At 70.2% G+C, this 13006-nt stretch carries 11 protein-coding genes; 6 read left to right on the top strand and 5 right to left on the bottom strand.

The window, feature by feature from the left end:
* The first annotated feature begins 41 nt into the window (after positions 1-41).
* The 4 genes from ACZ63F_RS08235 to ACZ63F_RS08220 all read left to right on the top strand — a co-directional run bounded on the left by ACZ63F_RS08235 (position 42) and on the right by ACZ63F_RS08220 (position 5198).
* Positions 42-1160 (top strand): LLM class flavin-dependent oxidoreductase, encoded by a 1119-nt coding sequence (locus ACZ63F_RS08235; RefSeq protein ID WP_351702659.1) that lies wholly within the window; start codon positions 42-44, stop codon positions 1158-1160.
* 94 nt (positions 1161-1254) lie between these two features.
* The gene (locus ACZ63F_RS08230; protein ID WP_469709699.1) at positions 1255-2985 is read left to right on the top strand and encodes an N-acyl-D-amino-acid deacylase family protein; all 1731 of its coding nucleotides are present in this window, start codon (positions 1255-1257) and stop codon (positions 2983-2985) included.
* Positions 2982-4451, top strand: a complete 1470-nt coding sequence (locus ACZ63F_RS08225; protein ID WP_469709698.1) for an aldehyde dehydrogenase family protein — start codon at positions 2982-2984, stop codon at positions 4449-4451. The genes ACZ63F_RS08230 and ACZ63F_RS08225 overlap by 4 nt, the downstream gene beginning before the upstream one ends.
* 195 nt (positions 4452-4646) lie before the next feature.
* Positions 4647-5198 (top strand): DUF3455 domain-containing protein, encoded by a 552-nt coding sequence (locus ACZ63F_RS08220; protein WP_469709697.1) that lies wholly within the window; start codon positions 4647-4649, stop codon positions 5196-5198.
* 89 nt (positions 5199-5287) lie between these two features.
* Here the strand turns inward: ACZ63F_RS08220 and ACZ63F_RS08215 are convergent, their stop codons facing one another.
* On the bottom strand, positions 5288-5674 hold the full coding sequence (locus tag ACZ63F_RS08215) for a nitroreductase/quinone reductase family protein (RefSeq protein WP_469709696.1): 387 nt from the start codon (positions 5672-5674) through the stop codon (positions 5288-5290).
* A 98-nt stretch (positions 5675-5772) separates the two neighbouring features.
* Between ACZ63F_RS08215 and ACZ63F_RS08210 the strand changes: the two genes are divergently transcribed.
* On the top strand, positions 5773-6600 hold the full coding sequence (locus tag ACZ63F_RS08210; RefSeq protein WP_469709695.1) for an endonuclease/exonuclease/phosphatase family protein: 828 nt from the start codon (positions 5773-5775) through the stop codon (positions 6598-6600).
* Positions 6601-6646: 46 nt separating this feature from the next.
* On the opposite strand, the gene fumC is transcribed toward ACZ63F_RS08210, so the two are convergent.
* The 3 genes from fumC to ACZ63F_RS08195 all read right to left on the bottom strand — a co-directional run bounded on the left by fumC (position 6647) and on the right by ACZ63F_RS08195 (position 10714).
* Positions 6647-8134, bottom strand: coding sequence for a class II fumarate hydratase (fumC, locus tag ACZ63F_RS08205; protein WP_469709694.1), 1488 nt, complete (start codon positions 8132-8134; stop codon positions 6647-6649).
* Complete coding sequence (locus tag ACZ63F_RS08200) at positions 8131-9804, bottom strand: NAD-dependent malic enzyme (RefSeq protein ID WP_469709693.1); 1674 nt, start codon at positions 9802-9804, stop codon at positions 8131-8133. The genes fumC and ACZ63F_RS08200 overlap by 4 nt, the downstream gene beginning before the upstream one ends.
* Before the next feature lie 325 nt (positions 9805-10129).
* On the bottom strand, positions 10130-10714 hold the full coding sequence (locus ACZ63F_RS08195; RefSeq protein ID WP_469709692.1) for a TetR/AcrR family transcriptional regulator: 585 nt from the start codon (positions 10712-10714) through the stop codon (positions 10130-10132).
* Positions 10715-10949: 235 nt separating this feature from the next.
* Here ACZ63F_RS08195 and ACZ63F_RS08190 point away from each other — a divergent pair, with 235 nt between their 5' ends.
* Positions 10950-11714 carry an SDR family NAD(P)-dependent oxidoreductase gene (locus tag ACZ63F_RS08190; protein ID WP_469709691.1) on the top strand — a complete coding sequence of 255 codons (765 nt, stop codon included), beginning with the start codon at positions 10950-10952 and terminating at the stop codon, positions 11712-11714.
* 43 nt (positions 11715-11757) lie between these two features.
* On the opposite strand, the gene ACZ63F_RS08185 is transcribed toward ACZ63F_RS08190, so the two are convergent.
* Positions 11758-12789 carry an alpha/beta fold hydrolase gene (locus ACZ63F_RS08185; RefSeq protein ID WP_469709690.1) on the bottom strand — a complete coding sequence of 344 codons (1032 nt, stop codon included), beginning with the start codon at positions 12787-12789 and terminating at the stop codon, positions 11758-11760.
* Positions 12790-13006: the final 217 nt, after the last annotated feature.

Raw genomic sequence — 13006 nt, 5'->3', positions numbered from 1 at the left:
TATCTGACGGAGCGTCAGGAAATATAGGACGGTGAACCGCCTTGGAATTCGGGCTCTTTGTACAGGGATACGTGGGCAAGCGGGCCGAGACGGACCCGCTGGCCGAGCACAAGGCACTGATGGAGGAGACCGAGTACGTCATCCAGGCGGACCAGTCCGGCTTCAAGTACGCCTGGGCCTCCGAGCACCACTTCCTCGACGAGTACTCCCACCTGTCCGCCAACGACGTGTACCTGGGCTACCTGGCCCACGCCACCGAGCGGATCCACCTCGGCTCCGGGATCTTCAACCCCCTCGCCCAGGTCAACCACCCCGTGAAGGTGGCCGAGAAGGTCGCCATGCTCGACCATCTCACCGGCAACCGCTTCGAGTTCGGCAGCGGACGCGGCGCCGGCTCCCACGAGATCCTCGGGTTCATCCCCGGTGTGACCGACATGAACTACACCAAGGAGATCTGGGAGGAGACCATCGCCGAGTTCCCCAAGATGTGGCTCCAGGACGAGTACGTCGGCTTCCAGGGCAAGCACTGGCAGCTGCCGCCGCGCAAGGTGCTGCCGAAGCCCTACGGGAAGTCGCACCCCGCGATGTGGTACGCGGCCGGGTCGCCGCCGTCGTACGCCATGGCGGCAAAGAAGGGGCTCGGGGTGCTCGGGTTCAGCATCCAGAAGGTCTCCGACATGGAGTGGGTCCTCGAGCAGTACAAGACCGCGATCGTGAACGCCGAGCCGGTCGGGGACTTCGTCAACGACAACGTGATGGTGACGACGACGGCGATCTGCGCGCCGACCCACGACGAGGCGATCCGCATCGCGGCGTCCGGCGGGCTGCACTATCTGCCGTCCCTGGTGTTCCGGTACCACGACACCTTCCCGCGGCCCGAGGGGTTCCCGGTGTGGCCGGAGACGCTGCCCGAGTACACCCCCGAGTTCGTCGAACTCCTCGTGGAGGAAGAGCTGTTGATCTGCGGCGACCCCGACGAGGTGCTGCGGCAGTGCAAGCGGTGGGAGCAGGCGGGCGCCGACCAGCTGAGCTTCGGGCTGCCGGTGGGGGTGCCGAAGGAGGAGACGCTGCAGACGATCCGGTTGATCGGGGAGCACGTGATTCCGAAGATCGACACGGATCCGGTGCACCGGACTACGCGGTTCCGTCAGGGGGCGTGAGCGTGCGTTGGCGGGTGCGGGTGCGTTGTGGCTGGTCGCGCAGTTCCCCGCGCCCCTAGGTAGGCAGTCCTGCCGCATACCAGGAGGTGAGCCCATGCTTGATCACGTCATCAAAGGGGCGACGGTTGTCGACGGCACCGGCGCGCCCGCTTTCGTCGCCGACGTCGGTATCCGTGACGGTCGTATCGCCGTCATCGGGTCTGTCACCCAGGAGTCCCGTACGGCCGAGGACGGCAGCGGGCTCGTCCTCACCCCCGGCTTCGTCGATCCGCACACCCACTACGACGCCCAGCTCTTCTGGGACCCGTACGCGACGCCCTCCCTGAACCACGGGGTGACCACGGTCGCCGCCGGGAACTGCGGGTTCACGCTCGCTCCCCTCAACCCGGGACGCCCCGCCGACGCCGACTACACCCGCCGCATGATGTCCAAGGTCGAGGGCATGTCGCTGGTCGCGCTGGAGCAGGGGGCGCCCTGGAGCTGGAACTCCTTCGGGGAGTACCTGGACGCGCTCGAAGGGCGGATCGCCGTCAACGCCGGGTTCATGGTGGGGCACTGCGCGCTGCGCCGGTACGTGATGGGGCCGGACGCGGTGGGCGGGCAGCCGAGTGAGGAGCAACTGGAAGAGATCGTAAGGCTGTTGCACGAGGCCATGGACGCCGGAGCGTGGGGTTTCTCCACCACCCAGTCCAGCACCCACTCCGACGGGGACGGGCAGCCGGTCGCCTCGCGGCACGCGCTCCCCGCCGAGCTGCTGGCCCTCTCGAAGGCCGTCGGAGAGCACGAGGGGACGCAGATCGAGGCGATCGTCGCGGGCTGCCTAGACCAGTTCAGCGACGCCGAGATCGAGCTGTTCGCCGAGATGAGCGCGGTGGCCGGGCGGCCCCTGAACTGGAACGTGCTGACGGTCGACGCCGCCGTGCCCGAGCGGGTGCCCCGGCAGCTCCAGGCAAGCGAGCGGGCCCGGAAGGCGGGCGGCAGGGTCGTGGCGCTGACGATGCCGATCCTCACGCCGATGAACATGTCGCTCGGCACCTTCTGCGCGCTGAACCTCATCCCCGGGTGGGGGCCGATCCTCGGGCTGCCGGTTCCGGAGCGGATCGAGAAGCTGCGCGACGCGGACGTACGGGCCCAGATGCTGGCGCACGCGAACAGCAAGGAAGCCGGGGTCTTCCGGCGGCTGGCCAACTTCGGGCGGTACGTCATCGGGGACACGTACAGCGAGGCGAACGCCGGGCTGTCGGGGCGGGTGGTACGTGACATAGCACAGGAGCGCGGCCAGGACCCCTTCCACACCCTGGTCGAGATCTGCGCCGCCGACGACCTCCGTACCGTCCTGTGGCCCATGCCCACCGACAACGACCCGGCCTCCTGGGCGCTGCGCGCCGAGACCTGGCAGCACGAGGACGTCATGCTCGGCGGGTCGGACGCCGGGGCCCATCTGGACCGCATGTGCGGGGCCCCGTACACCACCCGCTTCATCGGCGACTGCCTGCGCGGGCGCAGGCTGCTCGGCCTGGAGCAGGCCGTGAAGATGCTGACCGACGACCCCGCCCGGCTCTTCGGGCTGCGGGAGCGCGGGCGGATCGCGGAGGGCTGGCATGCGGACCTCGTGCTCTTCGACCCGGAGCGGATCGCCGCCGGCCAGGCCACCTTGGTGCACGACCTGCCGGGAGACAGCCCGCGCCTGGACTCGAAGGCGATCGGGGTACGGGCGGTCTGGGTCAACGGCGTCGAGGCCATCCGGGACGACGTGGTGAGCGGCTCCGTACCGGGGAAGGTACTGCGCTCCGGGCGGGACACCAGGACGGTGAGCACCCGGTGAGCGCGGCGGGCGAGGCGGCGGACGGGCAGCGGCTGTTCGTCGGCGGCCGATGGGTGGTGCCCGACGACGGGTACTACGAGGTCGTCGACCCGGCGACCGAGGAGACCGTGGGCTGGGCGCCGGAGGCCTCCCGGGAGCAGGTGCTGGCGGCCTGTGCGGCCGCCCGGGAGGCCTTCGACGGCTGGTCGCGGACGCCGGCGGGGGAGCGGGCGGCCGTGCTCGGGCGGGCCGCCGCCCTCATCCGCGGGCAACTGGGCCCGTACGCGGACCTCGCCCGCGCCGAGACGGGCGCCACCACCGGGACCGCCCGCGCGATGCAAGTGGGGGTGGCGGTGGCCCGGTTCCGCCGGTACGCGACCGTCGAACCGGCCGAGTGGGCGATCCCGCCGCAGATCAACGAGGCCGGGCCGATGGGGAAGGCGGGCGTGATGGGCGCGCTCGCCGTGCGCCAGCCGGTCGGGGTGGTCAGCTGCATCACGTCGTACAACAACCCGTGGGCCAACCCGGCGGGCAAGATCGCGCCGGCGCTCGCGATGGGCAACACGGTGGTGGTGAAACCGGCCCCCCAGGACCCGCTCTCCGTCTACCGGATGGCGGAGGCGCTGGAGGCGGCGGGCACCCCGCCGGGCGTGGTGAACGTCGTCTCCGGCCGGTCCACCGGTGTCGGCGAGGCCGCCGTGGCGTCCCCCGACGTCGACATGGTGAGCTTCACCGGCTCCACCGCCGTCGGACAGCGCATCGCCGAGGCGTGCGGGCGGGACATGAAACGCCAGCTGATGGAGCTGGGGGGCAAGGGCGCGGCGGTCGTCTTCGACGACGCGGACGTCGGCTCGGCGGTGGCCGGGATCGGCACCACCTTCTCCTTCTACAGCGGGCAGATCTGTACGGCGCCCACCCGGGTGCTGGTGCAGCGCGGGCTTTACGAGCGGCTCGTGGACCAACTGGGCGTCTATGCCAAGCGGTTGAAGGTGGGCGACCCGGCCGCGCCGGACACGGTGGTCGGGCCGCTGATCACCGCCGAGCACCGGGCGCGCGTCGAGTCGTACGTCGAACTCGGCCGGAAGGAGGGCGCCGTGCTGGTGGCCGGTGGCGAACGCCCGTCGCTGGAGCGGGGTTTCTACGTCTCTCCCACCCTCCTCGCCGACTGCACGAACGACATGCGGGTGGCCCGCGAGGAGATCTTCGGCCCGGTCGTCTCCGTCGTCCCCTTCGACGACGAGGAGGAGGGCATCGCCCTCGCCAACGACTCCGACTACGGCCTCGTCGACTACGTCTGGTCCGGGGACGTGGCCCGTGCCTTCCGGGTGGCGCGGCGGCTGCGGGCGGGCGGCGTCGGGATCAACACCGTGGGGCGGAACATGGAGGCGCCGTTCGGGGGGTTCAAGAAGAGCGGGGTCGGCCGGGACGTGGGCTCCTACGCCCTGCACGCCTACAGTGAGGTGCAGGCGGTCGTCTGGCCGGGGTGAGGCGTCAACTCGGGCTGTTCTCCTTGCCCTTTGGGGCGGCGAAACCTTACGGGGGGACAAAGAACGGGCAACCCGCTTCGCGGCGGGGCAGCGCGTCCGTAGCGTCCGGGGGACAAGGGGGACGGCCCGTTTCCGGTTCGACGCGGTCCGCTCCCTTCCCTGAGCACGCACGGATCCCGTTCGGAGACCCCCCTCATGCAGCACGTCAAGAGCATCGCCCTGACCACCACGGCCGTCGCCGCCGCGGCCGCCGCGACCCTGCTGGGCACGACCGCCGTCCAGGCCTACTCCGCACGGCCCGCGCGTCTCCCGGCCGTGCACGCGCCCGCCGCGCTCGCCGTGCCCGACGGCAACAAGCTGACCGGCGTCTACTCCGCGCACGGCGTGCAGACCTACACCTGCACCGACGGCGCCTGGAAGCTCCTGGAGCCCGCCGCCACCCTCTCCGACAAGCGGGACCGCGCCCACCGCCCGGTCGCCCTGCACTCCCGTGGCCCGGTCTGGGTCTCCACGGTCGACGGCAGCGCCGTCAACGCCGCCGCGGTCGCCACCTCCGCGAAGGACGGCGCCGTCCCCGAGCTGCTCCTGAAGGCCACCGCCACCCGCGGCGCCGGCACGTTCGAGGGCGTCACCTACGTGCAGCGGCTGGACACCGAGGGCGGCGTGGCGCCGGCGGCGGCCTGCACCGGCACGGACCAGATCTCGGTGCCGTACTCGGCCACGTACGCGTTCTACAAGGCGAGCTGACCGCTCCGCGGGAATGCCGCGGTCTGCCGTCTGCCGACCGCGGCGCCGTCGTGGCTGGCCGCGCAGTTCCTCGCGCCCCTTCCGGGCGCTCAGTCGGTCAGGTCGACCCTGATCGTCAGGAGCTGTGTGCCCAGGGCCTTCACGGCCATGCTGTTGCCCCTCGGCAGGGTGCGCAGCCGGGCGACCGGGTCGTCGTCGGGGAGCAGGTGGGCGGTGCCGGAGTGCCACCGCCCGCCGATCCGTACCCGGACCCGCGGGTCGGCCTGGATGTTCCGCACGTACTGGGACTTCGTCCCGAACTCCGACACCAGCCAGAAACTGTTCCCGACCCGACGCCCGCCCAGCGGCGTCCGCCGCGGCCGGCCGGAGACCCGGCCGGTGGTCTCCAGCAGGGTCTGGAAGGGCATCAGGCGGGTCAGCGGGTTGGCGACGTGCCGCTGGAACGCGGTGGTGGCACGGAATCTGCGGTCGGACATGATTCCTCGGCTCTCTCTTTCGCCGTCATGCGGCGCCGGTGTCCTCTTCAATGTCCCTCACGCATACCCGACGAGAGACGGTGGGTCCCGTGCGGATCATGACCTGGAACCTGTGGTGGCGGTTCGGACCCTGGGCCGAGCGGCAGAAGGCGATCCTCGCCGTGCTGCGTTCGCTGCGGCCGGACGTGGTCGGCCTGCAGGAGGTGTGGGCGGCGGGCGGCGAGAACCTCGCCGGGTGGCTCGCCGGCGAACTCGGCCTGCACTGGGCCTGGGCCGCCTCCCCGGCCTCCGAGCGCTGGCAGCGGCGGATCGGGGAGCCCGGCGTCGAGATCGGCAACGCGGTGCTGAGCCGGTGGCCGGTGCTGGAGAGCGAGGCGCTGCGCCTGCCGGCGCCACCGGATCTCGATGACGGACGCCTCGCGCTCTACGCCCGCCTCGCCGCCCCCGCCCACCCCGTCCCCTTCTTCACCGTCCACCTCACCTCGCAGCTGCACCTGTCGGCCGTGCGCGGCCGGCAGGTCACCGCGCTGGCCGAGTTCGTGGCCGCCCACCGTGCGGGAACCGACTTCCCGCCCGTCGTCACCGGGGACTTCAACGCCTGGCCGGACTCCGACGAGGTCCGCAGGTTCGGCGGGGTCCGCACCGCGCCCGTCGTACCCGGCCAGGTCTTCCTCGACGCCTGGGAGTACGCCGACCCGGCCGCCCCCTCCGCCACCTGGGACCACGCCAACCCGTACGTCCACCCGGGCCTCGGCCCCGGCGTCCGCGTCGACTACGTCCACGTCGGCGCCCCGGCCGGCCCCGGCGGCATCGGCACCGTACTGGCCGCCAGCCGGGCCGGGGACGGTCCGGTCGACGGGGTGTGGCCGTCGGACCACGCGGCGGTCGTCGCGGACCTGGCGGACGGATCACCGTCCGGCGGATGACTTCACGCGGTCGAGAGAAGCGGCGAAGGCCTCACGGTATCCGCCCCTACGACTGACCCACCATGGCAGCCGGTCGGACGATGCGGTCGAAGTCCTCGGCGCTGATGTAGCCGGAGGCCAGGGCCGCTGCGCGCAGGGTGGTGTCCTCGTCGTCGGCCTTGTGGGCGATCGCGGAGGCCTTGTCGTAGCCGATCACCGGCGAGAGGGCCGTGACCAGCATGAGGGACCGGTCGACGTAGCTGTCGATCTGGTCCTGGTTGAGCCGGGTGCCCTCGATGCAGTACTCGCGCAGCTTGGTGCAGGCGTCGGCGAGGATGCCGGCCGCGTGCAGGAAGTTGTTGATGATGACCGGGCGCATGGCGTTGAGTTCGAAGTTTCCCTGGGTGCCGGCGAAGCCGATGGCCTGGTCTTCGGAGAGCACCTGGATGCAGACCATGACCATGGCCTCGCACTGGGTCGGGTTGACCTTGCCCGGCATGATGGAGGAGCCGGGCTCGTTCGCGGGGAGCAGGAGTTCGTCGAGGCCGCAGCGGGGTCCTGAGGCCAGCCAGCGGATGTCGTTGGCGATCTTCATCAGTGGGACGGCCAGGGCCCGCAGGCCGGCGGAGGCGCCGACCATGGCGTCCAGGCCGCCCTGCGCGGCGAACTTGTTGCGCGCGGTGGTGAACGGGTAGCCGGTCGCATCGGCGATGTCGGCTGCGACCTGCTCGCCGAACCCGGGTGGGGCGTTGAGCCCCGTGCCCACCGCGGTACCCCCCATCGCCAGTTCGAGCAGCCCCTCGGCGGACCTGGTGCACCTCTCGATCGCCTGCTCCAACTGGTGGGCATAGCCGGACCATTCCTGCCCCACGGTGAGCGGAACGGCGTCCTCCAGATGAGTGCGGCCGATCTTCACCACGTCGTGCCACTGCTGCGCCTTGGTCTCGATGGCGTGCCGCAGCGCCCGCACGGCGGGCAGCAGGTGCTCGTGGATCTCCTTGACCGCGGCGATGTGCATGGCGGTGGGGAAGGTGTCGTTGGAGGACTGCCCCATGTTGACGTGGTCGTTCGGATGGATCGGGGACTTGCTGCCCAGCTCGCCGCCGACCAGCTGGATCGCTCGGTTGCTGATCACCTCGTTGGTGTTCATGTTGGACTGCGTGCCGGACCCTGTCTGCCACACGTACAGCGGGAAGTGATCGTCCAGTTCGCCGGCGATGACTTCGTCGGCCACTCGCCGGATCAGTTCGGACTTCCAGGAAGGGAGCCGGCCGGCGCGCCCGTTGACGGCGGCGGCGGCCCTCTTGACGTAGCCGTAGGCGTGGTAGACCGCTTTGGGCATCCGGTCGTCCCCGATCGAGAAGTGGATGAGGGAGCGTTGTGTCTGGGCGCCCCAGTAGCGGTCCGCGGGGACGTCGACGGCTCCCATGGAGTCGGTCTCCCGCCGGGTCCCCGTCGCGTGCAGGCCGACGGGGATGTCGAGGATCTTCGGGGCTGCGCCCTGACCGGCCGACCCGGTCCCGCCTGCGGCGGGGTGGGGGGTGTGGGTGTTCACGCTGCGGCTCCGTCCGTGTAGACCGGCTGCCACATGGCATCCCGGACGGCCTGTGCGGTGTCGACCGGCTTGGAGGTCGCCACGCCGTCTTCGAGGGCCGCCTTGACCACCGCCGTCGCGGTGATCGCGGACGACTCCCGGAGGTCGTCCACGGGCGGCAGCAGCGAGGCGCCCGGCCCCGACGGGTCGACCTGGTCCGCCACGGCCTGCGCGGCCGCCAGCAGCATGCCCGCGGTCACCTGGGAAGCGCCGGAGACGATCGTGCCCAGGCCCAGACCCGGGTAGAGGAGCGCGTTGTTGGCCTGCCCGATCTGGTAGGTGACGCCGTCGTACTCCACGGGCGCGACGGGGATGCCCGTCGCGACGAGCGCCTTCCCCCTGGACCAGGCGATGACGTCTGCGGGCATGGCCTCGATCCGCGAGGTGGGATTGGAGATCGGGAGGATGATCGGCCGCTCGACGCCCTCGGACATGGCCTCGACGATCTCGCGGGTGAACGCGCCGTGCGCGGTGGAAGTGCCCAGCAGGATCGTCGGCTTGACCCGGCGCACCGTTTCCAGCAGGGAGATCGCGCCGCCGTCCCTCGTCCAGCCCGCGACCTCGGCGGGATCGCGTGCGTAGGTCTGCTGGAAGTCGCGCAGGTCGGTCATGTCCCGGGTGAGCAGCCCCTGCTTGTCGACGAGCCACACCTGGGCGACGGCCTGCTGCGGATCCGCGCCGTCGCGGACCATCGCGTCGCGCAGCTGATCGGCGATGCCCACCCCGGCGGTCCCGGCACCGAAGACGACCAGCTTCTGGTCACGCATCCGCACGCCGCTGACCTTGACGGCGGACAGGGCTGCCGCCAGCGTGATGGCTCCGGTGCCCTGCATGTCGTCGTTGAAGATCCGGTAGCGGCCGCCGTACTGCTCCAGGATCCGCCGCGCGTTGCTGGGACCGAAGTCCTCGAAGTGCAGGAGAGCGTCGGGGAACGCGGACGACGCCGTCTCCAGATACTTCTCGATGAAGGCGTCGTAGGCGGCGCCGCGGACGCGGGGGTGCCGGTTGCCCAGGTACAGCGGGTCCTGCTGCAGCGCTGGGCGGTCCGTTCCCACGTCCAGCGACACGGGAACGACGCGGCGGGGGTCGATGCCCGCGGCCGCCGTGTACACCGCGAGCTTGCCGACCGAGATCTGGATCCCTCCCACGCCCCAGTCGCCGATGCCCAGGATCTCCTCCGCGTCCGTACACACGATCAGGTCGACGTCCTCGGGCCCGAGTTCAAGCGTGGCAAAGGCCTTCTCCATGTCGTCGGGCCGGTCGATGGACAGGAAGATGCCGCGCGGACGCCGGTACTCCAGGGAGTACTTCTCGATCGCCTCGCCCACGGTGGGGTCGTAGACGATCGGCAGCAACTCGGCGAGGTGGTCGGTGAGAACCCTGAAATACAGGGTTTCGTTGCGGTCGTGCAGCTGTTCCAGATACACGTTCTTGGCGAGGTCGCCGCTCTGGACCTGCATCTGCTGATAGGCCCGCTGGGCCTGCCGTTCGAGCGTGAGCACTCCCGAAGGCAGGCGTCCGGTGAGACCGAGGGCCTCCCGTTCCTCAGGGGTGAAGGCCACGCCGCGATTGCGCAACGGGTCGACGAGAATGCTGGGAGTGGCCGGGGTCCGCGCGTGATTCTCGGTCATGGGATTCTCTCCCTCTGTGCGAATGCCGAGTCGGCTCTGACCGGGGTGACTACGCGGACCATCGCGGCAGAGATCGCCGAGGGCGCGGCTTGATCGGAACCTGTGAAGGCCGGAGCGGCCCCGGGTGTCCGGCGGAATATGGAGGTGTGAGGCCGGCCGCCGGTGTGGGCGGTTCCTCGCCGGACACCGTCCGGCGGGCCCGCCTCGCACACCGCGGTGAGCGCCTCATCGGTGCCACGGTACGAATTCAGGCTAACCACCGGGCGATGGGCTGCGCGACCTCACTCGCCGGGGGCCCGGACCCGCGCGGAGGGCGCATGGTGCGTCAGTTCGTCACGATGCCGTGCAGGAGCAGGTCGATCAGTCTGGTGGCCAGGGCGCGCTGCTCCTCGCTGGCAGCGATGAGGCTGATCCCGCCCAGGGCCATCAGCACGTCCTGAGCGGCGACCCCTGGCCGTGCCACTGACTGCCCCTCCGCCGCGGTCAGCAGGTGGGTGATGGCGTCAGCGAGCAGGGTGCGGGTGTGCAGCTTCTCGCTGTCGTCGGTCAGCACCACGGCCAGCGCCTCTGCCATGCCCTGCTTGGCGGCCATGAAGTCGATGAAGCGCTCCATCCATGTCCGCAGTGCCTCCGCCGGTGGCTGTACGGCCGTGAGGTCCGGCGCCGCCTCGCACAGGCGTTGCACCTCCTGTCGGTAGATCGCCTCGATGAGGAGTTCCTTGGACGGGAAGCGACGGTAGAGGGTGCCGACGCCCACCCCGGCCGCGCGGGCGATGTCCTTGACCGAGGCACCCGCTCCCTGACGGGCGAAGGCGTCCGCAGCCGCCTCCAGCAGTCGGTCCTCATTGCGTTGCGCATCCGCGCGCAGCGGCCTGCGCGGCCGCGCCGTCTCCCCCTCGTGGCCGGTCACGCCGACCCCCCTTCCTGTCCCACTCTTCCTGTCCCACTTGCAAAGCGGAACTGGTTCCGCTTACTCTCGAACGCGAACCGGAACTGGTTCCGGATATGAGGGTACGACGACCCCTGCCCCTGCGCCACCGGCCTGTCCGCCGGCGCGGTCACCGGCCTGGACGTACCCCGATCCGAAGCAGCTCGATCTGAGCAACCCGAACTGAACCATCCTGATCTGGATCAAGGAGACAGTCATGTCCGCACGTCTGCAGAACACCGTTGCCCTCGTGACCGGCGCCAGCAGCGGCATCGGCGAGGCGACCGCCCTGGGCCTCGCCGCCGAGGGCGCCACCGTCGCTGTCGTCGCCCGGCGCCGCGACCGGCTCGAGGAGCTGGCCGGAAAGATCCGCGCCGAGGGCGGGGCGGCGCTCGTGGTGGAGGCCGACATCACGGAGCAGGGACAGGCGACTGCCGTCGTGGAGCGTGTGGTGGCCGAACTCGGCCGCTTGGACATTCTGGTCAACAACGCCGGTGTGGGAATGGCCGGACCGGTCCTCGACGCGCCTGCTGAGGAGTGGGAGCGCATGCTGGCGGTGAACGTGCAGGGCCTCCTGTACGTCACCCGCGCGGCGCTGCCGCATCTGCTGCGCGCGGCGGAGGACTCGCCCCGCCGGGTGGCGGACCTGGTCAACATCAGCTCCACCGCCGGGCGGGTGGCCCGGCCGGGCACGGCGGTGTACAGCATGACGAAGTTCGGCGTGAACGCGTTCACCGAGGCCCTGCGGCAGGAGGTCATGCGGCAGCGACTGCGCGTGAGCGTGATCGAACCGGGGACGGTGGACACCGAGTTCGTGACCCACTCGCGGGACGAGGTCAAGGCGTCACTGGATCAGCAGCTGGCCGGGATGGAGATGCTGCGTCCCGAGGACATCGCGGACGCGGTCTCGTTCGTCGTCACTCGCGACCGGCGGGTCTCCGTCAACGAGGTCCTCGTCCGCGCTTCCGAGCAGACCTGGTAGGTCCCGTGCGGTACGCCTCCTGGTGCTTCCGCTTCAGGGGCGGTCAGAACCCGTTGGCCGCTACGACAGCCGCCGCGAAGCCTCTCGGGTCTTCCTGCGGAACGTTGTGACCCACGTCCAGGGTCCGGTGCTCGTATGTGCCTCCGAACCTGTCGCGATAAGCAGATCCGTTTCCGGGAGGCGTGAACGGATCATGCTTTCCGTCAATGGTGATCGTCGGCACCTTGATGACCGGTGCCGCGGCGAGGCGCTTCTCGAGGTCGTCGTAGCGGCGCTCACCCTTTGCGAGACCAAGTCGCCAGCGGTAATTGTCGATCACGATGCCGACGTAATCCACGTTGTTGAAAGCCGCTGCCGTGCGATCGAATGTCGCGTGGTCGAAACGCCATGTGGGAGAGTTGAACTTCCAGACGAGTTCGGCCAGATCGCGACGGTACCTGTCGAGGCCGCGCACCCCCCTTTCGGTGGCGAAGTAGTACTGATACCACCATGCCCATTCACTCTTCGGAGGTGAAGGCATCTTGTTGGCCTCGACGTTCGCTATCAGATATCCGGTCACCGAGACCAGCGCTTTGCATCGTTCCGGCCAGAGTGCCGCGATGATGTCGCCCGTCCGCGATCCCCAGTCGTATCCGGCGAGGACCGGTCTCTCTATCCTGAGGGCGTCCAGCAGGGCGATGATGTCGACGGCGAACGCCGACTGCTGTGCGTTCCTGGGTGTTCGATCCGAAAGGAACCGCGTCGTGCCATGGCCGCGCAGATAAGGGACGACCACCCTGTAGCCCTTCGCCGCGAGCAGCGGTGTGACCACTTCGTAGCTGTGTATGTCATAGGGCCAGCCGTGCATGAGTACGACCGCCTGCCCGTTCGCAGGTCCGGCCTCGACGTACCCCACGTTCAGATCCCCGGCATTGATCTGCCGCACCGGACCGAAGGAGGCCGGGGGCGCGGACTGCTGTCCCGGTTCGGGCGGCACCCGGGTACCACCGCTCATACCGAACCGGCCCGCCGCAGCGGCCGCGGCTGTGGCAGCAAGGAATTGACGACGGCTGTGCATGGGTCCGTGCATGTCCATCGGTTGAATCTCCCTGTTCGAGGCGACACCGGCGGACCACGGATTGCGATACATGGATTCGGGGCGAGCGGCAACCACATGCGCCGGGTTCACGGCCGGGGACGCTCATGGGCGGCCCTCGCGCCGGGGCCTCTCCACTGCCATGCAACACCCGTCGGCGGAACGCCGCAACGGTGGCACCCACCGCCCCCATCAGGCCAGGTAGGCGATCCCGGCG

The organism is Streptomyces sp. NPDC104761, from assembly GCF_055583445.1.
Note: the sequence above shows the minus strand (reverse complement) of the source record. Positions and strands in the feature narration are given on the sequence as shown.

Excerpts from the sequence above, each read along its gene's own strand:
- ACZ63F_RS08230 (WP_469709699.1), top strand. The coding sequence starts at position 1,255 with ATGCTTGATCACGTCATCAAAGGGGCGACGGTTGTCGACGGCACCGGC.
- ACZ63F_RS08220 (WP_469709697.1), top strand. The coding sequence starts at position 4,647 with ATGCAGCACGTCAAGAGCATCGCCCTGACCACCACGGCCGTCGCCGCC.
- ACZ63F_RS08215 (WP_469709696.1), bottom strand. The coding sequence starts at position 5,674 with ATGTCCGACCGCAGATTCCGTGCCACCACCGCGTTCCAGCGGCACGTC.
- ACZ63F_RS08210 (WP_469709695.1), top strand. The coding sequence starts at position 5,773 with ATGACCTGGAACCTGTGGTGGCGGTTCGGACCCTGGGCCGAGCGGCAG.
- ACZ63F_RS08200 (WP_469709693.1), bottom strand. The coding sequence starts at position 9,804 with ATGACCGAGAATCACGCGCGGACCCCGGCCACTCCCAGCATTCTCGTC.
- ACZ63F_RS08190 (WP_469709691.1), top strand. The coding sequence starts at position 10,950 with ATGTCCGCACGTCTGCAGAACACCGTTGCCCTCGTGACCGGCGCCAGC.
- ACZ63F_RS08185 (WP_469709690.1), bottom strand. The coding sequence starts at position 12,789 with ATGGACATGCACGGACCCATGCACAGCCGTCGTCAATTCCTTGCTGCC.